This window comes from Microvirga arsenatis, assembly GCF_009910705.1.
Lineage (GTDB): Bacteria > Pseudomonadota > Alphaproteobacteria > Rhizobiales > Beijerinckiaceae > Microvirga > Microvirga arsenatis.
This window is the reverse complement of record NZ_JAAAXJ010000014.1, coordinates 64,867-77,811: the sequence shown is the minus strand read 5'-3', so window position 1 is coordinate 77,811 and position 12,945 is coordinate 64,867. Positions and strand designations below refer to the sequence as shown.

Here is a 12,945-nt window from a genome sequence, read left to right as displayed (position 1 = left end):
ACCTCCCCTGCCCAGCTCGCCCGCCTGCACTGGAACGGCTCCAAGCTCGCCGCCGGCACCATCGCCAACGCCCTCCTCCACCAGGGCGACACACGCGCCCTCATCGAAAACGCAACCGGCGGTTCCGCCAACGATGTCATCAAGGGCAATGTGGCTGCCAACACGCTGCGCGGCAACGCCGGCAACGACAAGCTCTACGGGCTCAGCAGCAACGACGTGCTGATCGGCGGGAGCGGCAAGGACGTGCTGAGCGGCGGCGCCGGAGCCGATACGGCGAGCTACAGCACGTCGAAGTCCGGCGTCACGGCCGATCTTTCCGTCGGCGCGAAGAACCGCGGCGACGCTTCGGGCGACACCTATTCCAGCATCGAGAACCTAGTCGGCAGCGCCTATGGCGACACGCTGAGCGGGAACGGCTCGGCCAACCGCATCTGCGGAGGCTCGGGCAACGACACGCTCGCCGGTCGGAGCGGGAACGACACGCTGGAAGGCGGCACGGGCAGCGACAAGCTCTGCGGCGACAGCGGGAAGGACATGCTCGTCGGCGGCACCGGCGCGGACGTCTTCCTGTTCCGGTCCCGCGCCGATTCCCGCGGCTCGTCCGCGGACACCGTCAGCGATTTCCGACGTGGCTCGGATCACATCGACCTGCGCCTCATCGATGCCGATGTGTCCCGCGGCGGGGATCAGGCCTTCACCTTCATCGGCAGCCTCGGGTTCCGCGGCAAGGCCGGTGAGCTCCGCTTCGCCGACAATGCGGTATCGGGCGACGTCAACGGCGACAAGACGGCCGATTTCACGATCCATGTCCTGGGGCTCACGAGCCTCTCTAAGGGCGACTTCTACCTCTAGGCCCGGCCGCTCGGCCGCGGCTCGACCTACGGCAGCCCTCCCCTGAAGAGAGGCGCAGGGGCTGAGGGCCTTCCGCGGTACGACCAATGACCGATGGAATTCTTTTTTAACCATCTGGACAGTTCGGAAGCTTGAGCGTAATTCCCTTGCGGAAGTATCCGGCTTTCGAGTGGACGCGATGGACCGCCCGCACAAACACCATCCAGCCAATGACGCCTTGGCCTACCTGATGAACCTGATCGGCCTTGCCTTCAGCTTCAGCTGCCTCTGGATCGTCGCCTCGGCCGCCAAGATGTGAAGCGGCTTGGTTCCGCTCAGCGAGAGCGGAATTCCCTGGCGGCATCGGCGGCCTGATAGCTCCAGTAGGTGAGCTGAGCCGCCACCCGGCCCAGAATGCCGCCGTTCCATAACAGGCCGAAGGGTTCGAAGAGGCGATAGCGGTCGCTCTCTCCCGCAATCCCCTCCGCAATCACCGTGCCGCCGATGGCGGTGGTATTCATGCCGTGGCCGCCAAAGGCCGTGCAATACCACACGCCCGGCTTCCACTGTCCGATCTGGGGCATCAGGTGCCGGGCGTAGGCCATGAGCCCCGACCAGGCAGCCTCCACCTTCAGGTCGGCCAGCTGCGGATAGGTCGCCACCATCTCCCGCCTCAGGAGAGCCGCGATGTCCCGCGGATCGGTGGTGCGCGTGGTGATGCGGCCGCCCCAGAGAATGCGGCTGCCGCCGTCGACGAGGCGATAATAGTCCCCGGCCCGGCGGTCGTCGAGGATCGCAGCCCGGGTGCGGATGGCGCTCTGGACCAGCTCCGGGGCCTGCTCCGTCAGAAGCACGTAGGTGGCGATCGGCAGGAAGGCGCGCCGCAGGGCCGGCAGCACCGCACCGGTATAGCCTCCCGTGGCGAACACGACGTGCCCGGCCCGAACCTCCGCATCCTTCGTCCTGACGATCTTGTGCGGCGTATCCAGGTCGGCCGAGATCACCGCGGAGTTCTCATGGATCGCAGCGCCGAGGCGCGCGGCCTCGCGGGCCAGAGCGCGCCCATAGTTCAGCGGGTGGAAGTGGAACGCGTCCTCGTCGAGGATGGCCTCATGGTATTTCGGTGACACGAACAGGCTCCGCACCTCGTCCCGCGACAGGTAGCGCAGCTTCAGTCCGAAGTTGCGCTGCTGGCTCTCGCAGGAAGCCTGCAGGGCGTCGCGGGAGTCGTAGCGCAGCGCCTTGGCGATGCCGGGAACGAGCCCCGCATCCGTGATGCCAAGCTCCTGGATGGCGCGGCGGACGATCTCGACGCCCTCCATCGACAGGCGGAACAGCGCCTTGGCCCGATCCTCGCCGACGCGGCGCGCGATGGACGAGAACCCCGTCGCGTAGCCTGCCGAGACGAAGCCGCCGTTGCGCCCGGAGGCGCCCCACCCGATGCGTTGCGCCTCGAGGAGCACCACCTTGCGCCCGCTGCGGGCGAGCTTCAGCGCCGCCGTGAGGCCTGCGAGCCCGCCGCCGACGATGCAGACATCCGCCTCGATCCGGCCCGTCGCGGCAGGATAGGTTTCCGGCGTGGCGAGGGTGCGGCTGTAGTAGGTGTCGATGTAGGCGGGCGCCGTCATGCGGGAACTAAAGCGCGATCTCGGTGGCCGCGAGGAAGATCTGCACGAGCCTCTCGCAGCCCTCGCGATCCTCGTCGTCAAAGCGGTTCGGACTGGGGCTGTCGAGGTCAAGAACGCCCAGGACCTGCCCGTCCCGGATGAGGGGCACGACGAGTTCGGAGCGCGAGGCGCTGTCGCAGGCGATGTGGCCCGGGAAGGCGTGAACGTCCGGTACCACGATGGATTCCCGGCGCTCCACCGCCGTGCCGCAGACGCCGCGCCCGACGGCAATGCGCACGCAGGCCGTCTTGCCCTGGAAGGGGCCGAGCACGAGCTCTCCCCCACGCATGAAGTAGAACCCGGCCCAGTTCAGGTCGGGCAGGAACTGAAAGATCAGCGCGGACATGTTGGCCGCGTTGGCGACCATGTCCCGCTCGCCCTCCAGAAGCCCGGTGAGCTGCTGGGCGAGCGAGGCATAGAAGTCCCGCTTGTTGTCGGAAAGGGGAATGTCTTTGACTTCGAACATGCAGTTCTCCTTATGAGTCCGGGCGCTCCCTGTCCAGAATTGCCTATTCCGCCGCCATGTCGGGCCGGTGATCCCTGGCGAAGTCGAGACCCTGATGGTCGCAGAGGCGCCGGTAGAGCCCGCCCCTGCGGTAGAGGCTGTTGTGGTCCCCCTCCTCCACGATCCGCCCCCTGTCGAAGACGAGGATGCGGTCGAGGGCGCGCACGGTCGAGAGGCGGTGGGCGATCACGATGGAGGTGCGCCCCACCATGAGCCGCTCCATGGCCTGCTGAATCAGCACCTCCGATTCCGAGTCGAGCGCCGAGGTCGCCTCGTCGAGGATCAGGATGGGCGCATCGGCGAGGAACGCACGGGCGATGGCCACGCGCTGGCGCTCGCCGCCGGAGAGCTTCACGCCGCGCTCGCCCACGAGGGTGGAATAGCCCTTCGGGAGGCTCATGATGAAGTCGTGGGCATTGGCGAGCCGCGCTGCGCGCTCGATCTCCGCCAGGCCGGCGCCGGGCCGTCCGTAGGCGATGTTTTCGGCGAGCGTGCGGTGGAACAGGATCGGCTCCTGCTGCACGATGGCGATCTGCGACCGCAGGGAGGCCTGCTGTGCCGTAGCGATGTTCTGGCCGTCGATACGGATCTTGCCGCCCGTCACGTCGTAGAGCCGCTGGATCAGCTTGACGAGGGTCGTCTTGCCCGAGCCCGACGGCCCCACGAGGCCCACGCGCTCGCCGGCACGCACCGTCAGCGACAGGTTCCGGTAGAGCGGCGTGTCATGGCCGGCATAGTGGAACGTGACGCGGTCGAAGGCGACCTCGCCCCGTGCGATGCGGATCGGCCGCGCACCCGGACGATCGGGAACGCCGACGGTCTCCCTATGGATACCGATGAGCTCCTCCATGTCGTTCACGGAGCGGCGCAGGTTGTTGATGTGCATGCCCACGTCGCGCAAGTAGCCGTGGATCACGAAGTAGGTCGTGAGCACATAGGCGATATCCCCCGGCGTTGCGCGATTCTCCCACCACAGCCAGATCGCCGTGCCGATGATGGCCGCACGGATGCCGAGCAGCGCGACGAACTGCACCGTGCCGCTGTTGGTGCCGCGCTGCCAGAGACGGCTCGTGCGCTTCCGCCACTTGTTCAGCACCCAGGTGAGGCGCGAATCCTCCCGCGCCTCGGCCCCAAAGGCCTTCACCACCGGGTTGCAGCTCAAGGCGTCTGCCAGCGTGCCGCCGACACGCGTGTCCCAGGCGTTGGCGAGCCGCGCCGCGGGCGCGACATAGAGGGTGGAAAGCAGCGCCGTCATCAGGATGTAACCTAAGGCGCTCGCACCGATGACGAGCCCCATCACCGGCCAGCGCAGCCCCAGGACGATCATCGAGCCCGCAAGCACCGTGAGCGAGGGCAGGAGCGCGAGCAGCAGCGTGTCGTGCATCAGGTCGAGCGCCCACATGCCGCGCGTGATCTTGCGCACGGTGGAGCCGGCGAAGGAATTGGCGTGCCAGTCGGTCGAGAAGCGCTGCACGCGCGCAAACGCATCCTGCGCGACGCGTCCCATCACGCGGAGCGTCAGCTCCACGATGCCGTAGAACGCAAGATGGCGCATGACGATCATGAGGAGGCCGAGACCCGTCATGAAGGCGAAGGCGATCAGCGCCGCATGCAGGGCGCCGTCACGATCGTTGCTGCCCATGGCGATGGCATCGACGAGCCTGCCGGCGAAGACCGGCATGAACACGTCGGCGAGCGTCGAGACCATCATGGTGACGACGATCAGCGCCACGTAGCGCGGCTCGCTCCGCCAATGGCGGAACGTGAATCTCAACACGTCGCGGGTCGCGTCCCCGCTCTTCGTCTTCTGGTTCATGGAAGCACGCAGGCGGCGCCCGAGGCGCGCACCTCTCCCGAATATGGAGGAGCGATAGGGATCGGCGGATCAGCCCGTCCGGGGTCGCTCGAAGGTCAAGGATATGGAAAGCTCAGTCAGGGTTGCCGGGCCTTGGAGCCCCGCCTGGTCCAGCCTAGGATTTCGGGCGGGACGCGGGAGGAACGTTCAGCAAGCACACAAAAGCCATGCAGTCCTCCCTCTCTTGGAAATGAAACCTAGGCGCAAAGTAGTGCAGTTCGTTCAACTTGGCAACCGCACTTTTGTTTCAATTCGCTCCGAAGAATTCATACGACTTCGAGAGGGCGATGCGGCTGGGGCGGCAGTTCCACGCGAATTTCGTCACCGGGCCTCACATCGCCGCCTTCGAGGACGATGCCCATCACGCCGGACTTGCGGATGAGGTTGCCCTGCGCATCCTTGCCCAGCACCGCCTTCATGAGCCCTTTCTGGAAGCGGTCGATCTGGACGCAGGGATTGCGCAGCCCGGTCAGCTCCACGACGGCGCTCCCGCCGAGGAGCAGGCGCGTGCCGGCGGGCAGATTCAGGAGATCGATGCCGCGCGTGGTGACGTTCTCGCCCATCTCGCCGGCGGAGACGGCAAAGCCTTTGGTTTCGAGCTCGTCGAAGAGCTCCGCATGGATGAGGTGGACCTGGCGCAGGTTCGGCTGGCTCGGATCCTTGGCGACTCGCGAACGATGCTTGACCGTTGTGCCGGCATGGGCATCGCCCTCGATGCCGAGGCCCTTCAGGAGGCGGATGGAGGTTCTGGTAGGCTTGCCGAAGCTGTGGCTGGAGCTGCTGCTCACGGCCAGAACGATTGCATTCATGACAAGGCCCACTCTCTTCTGCGTGTTCCTGCCTTGTAGCGTCAGAGAACCGTGAGATCCACCGTCTCGAAGCCGCGCTCGGCCAATCGCTGGGCGAGGACGCGACGGTGGCAATTGGCAGGGTCGCGCTCGAAGCACAGGAGGCAGACCGGCTGGGTTTCGGCCAATGCCTCCAAGTCGCGGAACGCAGCTTGAGCCGGCTCGGTTGCGAGAACCTCGTCGCAGTAGATCCGCCGCATGAGGGCGCCGTCCCCGGCGCGGGCGGCCTGGCGCCCCTCCTTGGGCGTGCCGAGCTGGATGAAATGCCGGTAGCCGATGCCTTGGCTTTCCAGCGCATCGCGCAGGGCGGATTTCGAGAACCCGCGCTTGCGCGAGAGCGCGACGGCGCGCACATCCGCGAGCGTCGCGACGCCTGCATCCTTCAAGGTGGCGAGGAAGCGGCCCACGTCCGCCCCCTCGTATCCGATCGTGAAAACCTGCGGTTTGGCCATGCCTTACGCTACATGGACGGCATCGGACGCTGCGGAGCCTCCGGCTGGGTGTAAGGCCGCATGGCCTCGGGCGCGCGGAAATCTCTCGGCACCTCGAAATCCCGCGCCGCGCCATGGGACTGCTCGATGCCCTTGGGGTAGCCGGTACGGTCCGAGTAGTCCTGCATCGGCGGCAGCGGATGCGGGCTCTCGCGGCTGAGCGTCTGGGCGCAATAGACGTCGAGGGCCGTCACACCGGCGACCGCCGCCATGGCGATGCCCACATTGGTCTTCTTCGGGTTATTGCCCTCGAGCGCCGTCGCCAGCGTTGCCAGGTCGAGCCCGTCGCCCGCCACGCGGCCCCAGATCCAGGGCGTCGGATCCTTCGAGGCGAGAATGCCGATGCCGGTGGCGATCTCGCGCACGCCGTAGCCTGCGATCAGCCCCTCCTGCCCCTTCATCCCGAGCGCCCGCGCCAAGGCGCGCGGCGCGGCGATCTCGGCGATGCCGAGAGCAATCGAGAACAGACCGAGGCCGCGGGCCAGGGTGTCGGTGGCCGTGTCGGCATGACCGCGGCGGCGCGTTCTTTCGGTTTCGTAGCGCATGATGGCTCCTCTTTAGGGCTTGAGGACGACCTTGATGCAGCCGTCCTGCTTGTCACGGAAGACCTTGTACATCTCGGGCCCCTGATCGAGGGGCACCGTGTGGGTGATGACGAAGGACGGATCGATCTGTCCCTCCTCGATGCGGCGCAGGAGGTCGTCGGTCCAGCGGTTCACGTGCGTCTGGCCCGTGCGGATGGTGAGGCCCTTGTTCATGATCGCGCCGAAGGGGATCTTGTCGAGCAGGCCGCCGTAGACGCCCGGGATCGAGAGCGTCCCGGCCGGGCGGCAGACATAGGCCATCTCGCGCAGCACGTGCGGCCGGTCCGTCTCCATCATGGCGGCCTGCTTGACTCGGTCGTACATGGCGTCGACCGTGCCGGCGGCGTGCGCCTCCATGCCGACTGCATCGATGCACTTCTCCGGCCCCTTGCCGTTGGTGAGCTCGTTCAGGCGCTCGATCACGCTCTCCTCGTCGAAGTTGATCGTGATCGCGCCGCCGGCGCGTGCCATGTCCAGGCGCTCGGGGACCCGGTCGATGGCGATGACCTGCTTGGCGCCGAGCAGGACTGCACTGCGGATCGCCATCTGTCCGACGGGGCCCGCACCCCAGATCGCCACCGTGTCGGTCGGCTCGATGTCGCACTGCACCGCCGCCTGCCAGCCGGTGGGGAAGATATCTCCGAGAAACAGCACTTGCTCGTCAGTGAGCCCATTCGGGATCTTCACATGAGTCTTGTCAGCGAAGGGAACACGGACATATTCGGCTTGGCCGCCCGGATAGCCGCCGGTCAGATGTGTATAGCCGAAAAGGCCGGCCGTGGTGTGCCCGAAGGCCTTGGCGGCGATATGGCCATTGCGGTTCGTCCGCTCGCAGACCGAGAAATTGCCGCGTTTGCACTGATCGCACTCGCCGCAGATGATGGTGAAGGGCACGACCACACGGTCACCGACTTTCAAAGCTCCCTTTGCCTCGGCTCCAACATCAACCACCTCGCCCATGAATTCGTGGCCCATGATGTCGCCCGACTTCATGCCCGGCATGAAATGGTCGTAGAGGTGAAGATCCGAGCCGCAGATGGCGCAGCTCGTCACCTTGACGATCGCATCGCGGGGATGCTCGATCTGGGGGTCGGGAACCGAATCGCAGCGGATGTCGGTGGTGCCGTGCCAAACAAGCGCCTTCATCGAAGCCTCCCTCACATGCCAGGAAAATAGCCGAGCTTCGCCGCTCGACCTCTTTCGTCATGGGTAAGACTTCTTCGGGAGCTTTGCGTTCCCTGGGCCGCCTCAGAAACTGCTGCCTACCTCCTCCGCGTCGCGGGATCAGACATGCTGGGGCAGGGAGCGGATGAGATCGGCGAGCGCCGGTTCCAGCACCTGGTGGGCCGCCTCCTCCACATCGAACCACTGCGCCCTGCGCTGCCCCTTCTCCCGCCAGGACTTGAGCTGCTTGGACACCTCGAGCGGATAGACATTGACGCGGCACAGGTCGAAATGCGCCGATCGGCGCTTCCAGTAATCGTAGGAGCCGAGGGGCTTGTCCTTGATCTCGCCCTTGACGCCGGCCTCCTCCTCGGCCTCCTGCGCCGCCGCCTTGTGGGGCTTCTTGCCCTTCATGGGCCATCCCTTGGGGATCAGCCAGCGCTTCGTCTCCCGCGACGTGACGAGCAGCACCTCGACCCTTCCATCCCTGATCCGGAAGGGAAGCGCCGCGACCTGGCTGAGTTCTTCTTTTTCGGTCTGTGCCATTCGACGAGAGTAGGATTCCTGCTGGGTTAGTATGTAACGTAGATGATTTGAGCCGGCTAAGAAAGAGTTTATTGTAGGCTATGAAGTTGTTGTGGAGGCTCGCCTCCTCATACGATTCTCCATCCTCTCAAAACTCCGTGACCGCCTCATAACAACGAAGCTCCGCCTTTTGATCCCGAAGGACGACCGCGCACCATGACGACCGACAGCCTGGACATGAGATTTGCCGCCGCCTGCGCCATCGCGCGGGAGGCCGGCGTGCTGGCGCGCAAGCGCTTCCTGGAGCGCCCGCGATCCCAAAGGCCGGACTTCAAGGGGCCGCAGGACTTCCTGACCGCGACCGATGCGGAGGTGGAGGAGCTGATCCGCAACCGCCTGAGCGGCCTGTTTCCGGAGGATTCCTTCTTCGGCGAGGAGGGCGGCGGCTCGTTCGAGCGCGACGTGTGGGTGGTGGATCCCATCGACGGCACGGCGAACTTCGCCCGCGGCATCCCGCATTTCGCCATCTCCATCGCCTTCGTGCGCGACAACCGGGTCGAGATCGGCGTGATCTACGACGTGATGCATGCGGAGCTCTACACCGCCCAGCGCGGACGCGGCGCCATCCTCAACGGCGAGCCGATCCGGGTGAGCGGCCTTGCCGCCATGAACCAGGCCACCGTGGAGGCCGGCTGGTCGCCGCGCCTGCCGCCCGAGCCGTACATCGCCGTGGTCGACAGGCTGAAGACCGGGGGCGCCAACGTGCGCCGGGCAGGCTCCGGCACCCTAGGCCTGGCCTATGTCGCCGACGGGCGCATCGACGCCTATTGCGAGCTCCATATCAATTCCTGGGATGCCCTGGCGGGCCTGCTGATCATCGAGGAGGCGGGCGGCTGGACCAACAACTTCCTGGCCAAGGACGGCTTGCGCAACGGCAACCCCGTCCTGGCCTGCACCCCTGAGCTGGCGGACGCCCTCATGCAGGCGACAGGGATCGCCAAGGAGCCGTGAGGCCGGCATCTCATTCCAAAGATTCGGCTTTGGACGACCGGCAAGGCACTTGACCCGCCGCCGCATTGGGGGGAGCTTAGCCGGCCAAGAAACGATAACAAGCATACCAAACGGGAGGATAAAGATGAGCCTGAAGAAATCCTTTGCTGCAGCCACCGCCATGGCGGGCGCCATCACGGCCCTGTCGTTCATGGCCGCCGGATCGGCCCGGGCCCAGGGCGCGCTGGTCATGTATTGCGGCGTGCAGGAGGAGTGGTGCCGCGCGATGACCACCGCCTTCGAGCGGGAGACCGGGATCAAGGTTTCTATGACCCGCAAGAGCTCCGGCGAGATCTATGCGCAGGTCAAGGCCGAGTCCCAGAACCCCCGCGCCGACATATGGTGGGGCGGCACCGGCGACCCGCACATGCAGGCAGCCGAAGAGGGCCTGACCGAGGAATACAAGTCGCCGAAGATGAGCGAGCTGCAGGATTGGGCCGTGCGCCAGTGGGAGCAGTCCAAGAACCGCACCGTCGGCATCTACTCGGGCGCGCTCGGCTTCGGCTACAACACCGATCTCGTCCAGTCCAAGAAGATCCCCGAGCCGAAGTGCTGGGCGGATCTGCTCAAGCCTGAATTGAAGGACGAGGTGCAGGTCGCCGATCCGAACTCCTCCGGCACGGCCTATACGCTTCTCGCCACCATCGTGCAGATCATGGGCGAGGACAAGGGCTTCGAGTACCTCAAGGCCCTGCACAAGAACGTCAACCAGTACACCAAATCGGGCGCGGCGCCCGCCAAGGCGGTGGCGCTGGGCGAGACCACGGCCGGCATCACCTTCATGCACGACATGGTGACGATGGTGGTCGACAAGGCTCCTGTGAAGGTCGTGGCGCCCTGCGAAGGCACGGGTTACGAGATCGGCTCCATGTCGATCATCAAGGGCGCCAAGAACATGGACAGCGCCAAGAAGTTCTACGACTGGGCGCTCACGGCCGATGCGCAGAAGCTCGGCGCCGACGCCAAGTCCTACCAGGTGCCGTCGAACAAGAACACGCCGGTTCCGCCCCAGGCTCCGAAGCTCACCGACATCAAGCTGATCAACTTCGACTTCGCAAAGTACGGCTCCTCCGCCGAGCGCAAGCGCCTCCTGTCCAAGTGGGACAACGAGGTGAAGAACCTGCCGAAATAGTCGGCCCGAGCATGCTCCAGCGAGGCGATCGGCCTCGCCGGAGCTTTTTCTTTCAACGCGGTGGGATGGTCGACCCCTTTTGTCGGCCGTGCGCGGGAGCCGAAACATGTCACGGGCAACCCTTGGCTGGATCGTTCTGGGCTGGGTCGGCTTCGCCCTCCTTCCCTGGTACGGCTTCAACGGCGCCGCCTCGTCCGTCTCCGATTACTTCGTGAGCGGATCGGCCCTGGTGCATGGCCTGCGCGGCGCCTGGTGGCTTCTGCCCATCCTCGTGCCGCTCGGCATGGCCCTGGTGCCCGTTCTGCGCGCCGGCGAGGCAACGAAGGGCCGATGGCTCGTCGCAGCGGGGCTTTCCGGCCTGGCACTCATCATTCTCCAGGGCTTTGCCATCGGCCTCAACGGCTGGACCCTCGACATCCTCCGGAGCGCCTTCGGCGAGCCGGGGCCGCGGCAGGCCGGCATGGGCTATGGGGCCGCCCTGACCTCGACCGCCTTCCTGATCGTTCTCTGCCACGGCCTTGCCGCCCGCGGATGGTGCCGCGGCGATGCCTTCGTCACCTCCTCCATCGGCGTCGTGATCGCCTTGATCACCGTCTTCGTCTTCTTTCCTGTCACGACCATTCTCGCGAGTGCATTCGCCGACAACAACGGCAACTTCGCACCCGCAGAGTTCGTCGCGAAGTTCCTCGACAAGTCGATCTGGGGGCTCGACTGCCTGTCGAGCAACCTGCGCTGCGGCGTAGCCTGGAACACCCTCTTCCTCGGCCTGCTCGTGGGCGTCGGCACCACGGCCTTGGGCCTTGCCTTCGCGCTGATCGCGACCCGCACGGGCTTTCGCTACAAGAAGCTCCTGCGCGTGATGAGCGTGCTGCCCATCATCACGCCGCCTTTCGTGATCGGCCTCGCCCTGATCCTGCTCTTCGGCCGTTCCGGCGCCCTCTCCGCCGTGCTGTGGGACTGGTTCGGCATCCCGCGCTCGCGCTGGATCTACGGCCTGCCCGGCGTGCTCATCGCCCAGCTCCTCGCCTTCACGCCCATCGCCTTCCTCGTGCTCATCGGCGTCGTGCAGGGCATCAGCCCGACCCTGGAGGAGGCCTCGCAGACCCTGCGCGCCAAGAGCTGGACGACATTCTGGACCGTGACGCTGCCGCTCATGCGCCCGGGCCTCGCCAACGCCTTCCTCCTCGGCTTCGTGGAGAGCCTCGCCGATTTCGGCAATCCCCTGGTTCTCGGCGGCAATTACGAGGTGCTCTCCACCAAGATCTTCTTTGCGGTGGTGGGCGCACAGCAGGATCAGGGCCGCGCCGCGGTTCTCTCCATCATCCTGCTCGCCTTCACCCTCGGCGCCTTCTGGCTGCAGCATGCCTGGCTCGGCAAGAAGGTCTACACCACGGTGACCGGCAAGGGCGACTCAGGCATTCCGCTGCCGCTGCCGCGGCGGGTGGCGCTGGCCTCCTACCTGACGGCGATCCCCTGGGCCATGTTCACGGTCGTCATCTACGTCATGATCGGGGTCGGCGCCTTCGTGCGCTCGATGGGGCGCGACTACACGCCGACCCTCGAGCATTTCCTCACCGCGTTCCGCATCGAGCGCTCCGGTTCGGGGCTGTACTTCTCGGGCTCCGCCTGGGATTCCTTCTTCGCCACGGTGAAGGTCGCGGCGCTCTCGGCCCCGCTCACCGCCGCCATCGGGCTGCTGACGGCCTATCTCCTCACCCGGCAGCGTTTTTCCGGCCAGCGCTCCTTCGAGTTCGGCACCCTGCTCAGCTTCGCCATTCCCGGCACCGTCGTCGGCGTGTCCTACATCCTCGCCTTCAACGTGCCGCCCATCGAGATCACCGGCACGGGCTTCATCCTCGTGATGTGCTTCGTGTTCCGCAACATGCCGGTGGGCGTGCGCTCGGGCATCGCCACCTTGAGCCAGATCGACAAGAGCCTGGACGAGGCCTCCCTGACTCTCGGCGCGCGCTCGGCCACCACCATGCGCCGCGTGGTGCTGCCGCTGCTCAGGCCGGCCATCGTCGCTTCCCTCGTCTATTCCTTCGTGCGCGCCATGACGGCCGTGAGCGCCGTGATCTTCCTCGTCACCGCCGAGTACAACATGGCGACGACCTACATCGTCGGCCGCGTCGAGGCGGGCGAGTTCGGCCTTGCCATCGCGTATTCCACCGTGCTCATCGTCGTCATGCTGCTCGCCATCGTGGCGATCCAGCTCGCCGTCGGCGAGCGGCGCCTCGGGCGCCGCAGCGCGAGCACCGCTCCCTCTCCCGTTGCCGTCCAGGCGGTTCCATGA

The 12,945-nt window shown here is 66.1% G+C and carries 12 protein-coding genes; 4 read left to right on the top strand and 8 right to left on the bottom strand.

The genetic code is table 11. The features are described 5' to 3' along the window. Positions 1-852 (top strand): M10 family metallopeptidase C-terminal domain-containing protein (locus GR303_RS19400; protein WP_201752144.1); only part of this gene is annotated, 852 nt, incomplete at its 5' end. 314 nt (positions 853-1,166) lie between these two features. On the opposite strand, the gene GR303_RS19395 is transcribed toward GR303_RS19400, so the two are convergent. The 8 genes from GR303_RS19395 to GR303_RS19360 all read right to left on the bottom strand — a co-directional run bounded on the left by GR303_RS19395 (position 1,167) and on the right by GR303_RS19360 (position 8,491). Beyond that, a complete protein-coding gene (locus tag GR303_RS19395) occupies positions 1,167-2,459 on the bottom strand; it encodes an NAD(P)/FAD-dependent oxidoreductase (RefSeq protein WP_161725003.1) in 1,293 nt (430 codons plus the stop codon). 7 nt (positions 2,460-2,466) lie between these two features. After that, positions 2,467-2,964, bottom strand: coding sequence for a GAF domain-containing protein (locus tag GR303_RS19390; RefSeq protein WP_161725001.1), 498 nt, complete (start codon positions 2,962-2,964; stop codon positions 2,467-2,469). Between the two features lie 43 nt (positions 2,965-3,007). Beyond that, on the bottom strand, positions 3,008-4,819 hold the full coding sequence (locus GR303_RS19385; protein ID WP_161724999.1) for an ABC transporter ATP-binding protein: 1,812 nt from the start codon (positions 4,817-4,819) through the stop codon (positions 3,008-3,010). 305 nt (positions 4,820-5,124) lie between these two features. Continuing rightward, positions 5,125-5,667 (bottom strand): MOSC domain-containing protein, encoded by a 543-nt coding sequence (locus tag GR303_RS19380; protein ID WP_161724997.1) that lies wholly within the window; start codon positions 5,665-5,667, stop codon positions 5,125-5,127. Positions 5,668-5,708: 41 nt separating this feature from the next. After that, on the bottom strand, positions 5,709-6,158 hold the full coding sequence (locus GR303_RS19375; RefSeq protein WP_161724995.1) for a DUF488 domain-containing protein: 450 nt from the start codon (positions 6,156-6,158) through the stop codon (positions 5,709-5,711). An 8-nt stretch (positions 6,159-6,166) separates the two neighbouring features. Next, positions 6,167-6,742 carry a cyclase dehydrase gene (locus GR303_RS19370; protein ID WP_161724993.1) on the bottom strand — a complete coding sequence of 192 codons (576 nt, stop codon included), beginning with the start codon at positions 6,740-6,742 and terminating at the stop codon, positions 6,167-6,169. Between the two features lie 12 nt (positions 6,743-6,754). Then, a complete protein-coding gene (locus GR303_RS19365) occupies positions 6,755-7,927 on the bottom strand; it encodes a zinc-dependent alcohol dehydrogenase (RefSeq protein ID WP_161724991.1) in 1,173 nt (390 codons plus the stop codon). A gap of 138 nt (positions 7,928-8,065) precedes the next feature. Continuing rightward, entirely contained in the window at positions 8,066-8,491 is a 426-nt protein-coding gene (locus GR303_RS19360; RefSeq protein ID WP_161724989.1) for an NUDIX hydrolase, read from the bottom strand. 195 nt (positions 8,492-8,686) lie between these two features. On the opposite strand from GR303_RS19360, the gene GR303_RS19355 reads away from it, so the two are divergent. The 3 genes from GR303_RS19355 to GR303_RS19345 all read left to right on the top strand — a co-directional run bounded on the left by GR303_RS19355 (position 8,687) and on the right by GR303_RS19345 (position 12,945). Beyond that, positions 8,687-9,481 (top strand): inositol monophosphatase family protein, encoded by a 795-nt coding sequence (locus GR303_RS19355; RefSeq protein WP_161724988.1) that lies wholly within the window; start codon positions 8,687-8,689, stop codon positions 9,479-9,481. A gap of 130 nt (positions 9,482-9,611) precedes the next feature. Continuing rightward, positions 9,612-10,652: an ABC transporter substrate-binding protein gene (locus GR303_RS19350; protein WP_246205696.1), complete on the top strand. Its 1,041-nt coding sequence runs from the start codon at positions 9,612-9,614 to the stop codon at positions 10,650-10,652. Between the two features lie 106 nt (positions 10,653-10,758). Then, positions 10,759-12,945, top strand: a complete 2,187-nt coding sequence (locus GR303_RS19345) for an ABC transporter permease (protein ID WP_161724984.1) — start codon at positions 10,759-10,761, stop codon at positions 12,943-12,945.

Coding starts and splice junctions, on each gene's coding strand:
- GR303_RS19395 (WP_161725003.1), bottom strand. CDS start 2,459: ATGACGGCGCCCGCCTACATCGACACCTACTACAGCCGCACCCTCGCC.
- GR303_RS19390 (WP_161725001.1), bottom strand. CDS start 2,964: ATGTTCGAAGTCAAAGACATTCCCCTTTCCGACAACAAGCGGGACTTC.
- GR303_RS19385 (WP_161724999.1), bottom strand. CDS start 4,819: ATGAACCAGAAGACGAAGAGCGGGGACGCGACCCGCGACGTGTTGAGA.
- GR303_RS19380 (WP_161724997.1), bottom strand. CDS start 5,667: ATGAATGCAATCGTTCTGGCCGTGAGCAGCAGCTCCAGCCACAGCTTC.
- GR303_RS19375 (WP_161724995.1), bottom strand. CDS start 6,158: ATGGCCAAACCGCAGGTTTTCACGATCGGATACGAGGGGGCGGACGTG.
- GR303_RS19370 (WP_161724993.1), bottom strand. CDS start 6,742: ATGCGCTACGAAACCGAAAGAACGCGCCGCCGCGGTCATGCCGACACG.
- GR303_RS19365 (WP_161724991.1), bottom strand. CDS start 7,927: ATGAAGGCGCTTGTTTGGCACGGCACCACCGACATCCGCTGCGATTCG.
- GR303_RS19360 (WP_161724989.1), bottom strand. CDS start 8,491: ATGGCACAGACCGAAAAAGAAGAACTCAGCCAGGTCGCGGCGCTTCCC.
- GR303_RS19355 (WP_161724988.1), top strand. CDS start 8,687: ATGACGACCGACAGCCTGGACATGAGATTTGCCGCCGCCTGCGCCATC.
- GR303_RS19345 (WP_161724984.1), top strand. CDS start 10,759: ATGTCACGGGCAACCCTTGGCTGGATCGTTCTGGGCTGGGTCGGCTTC.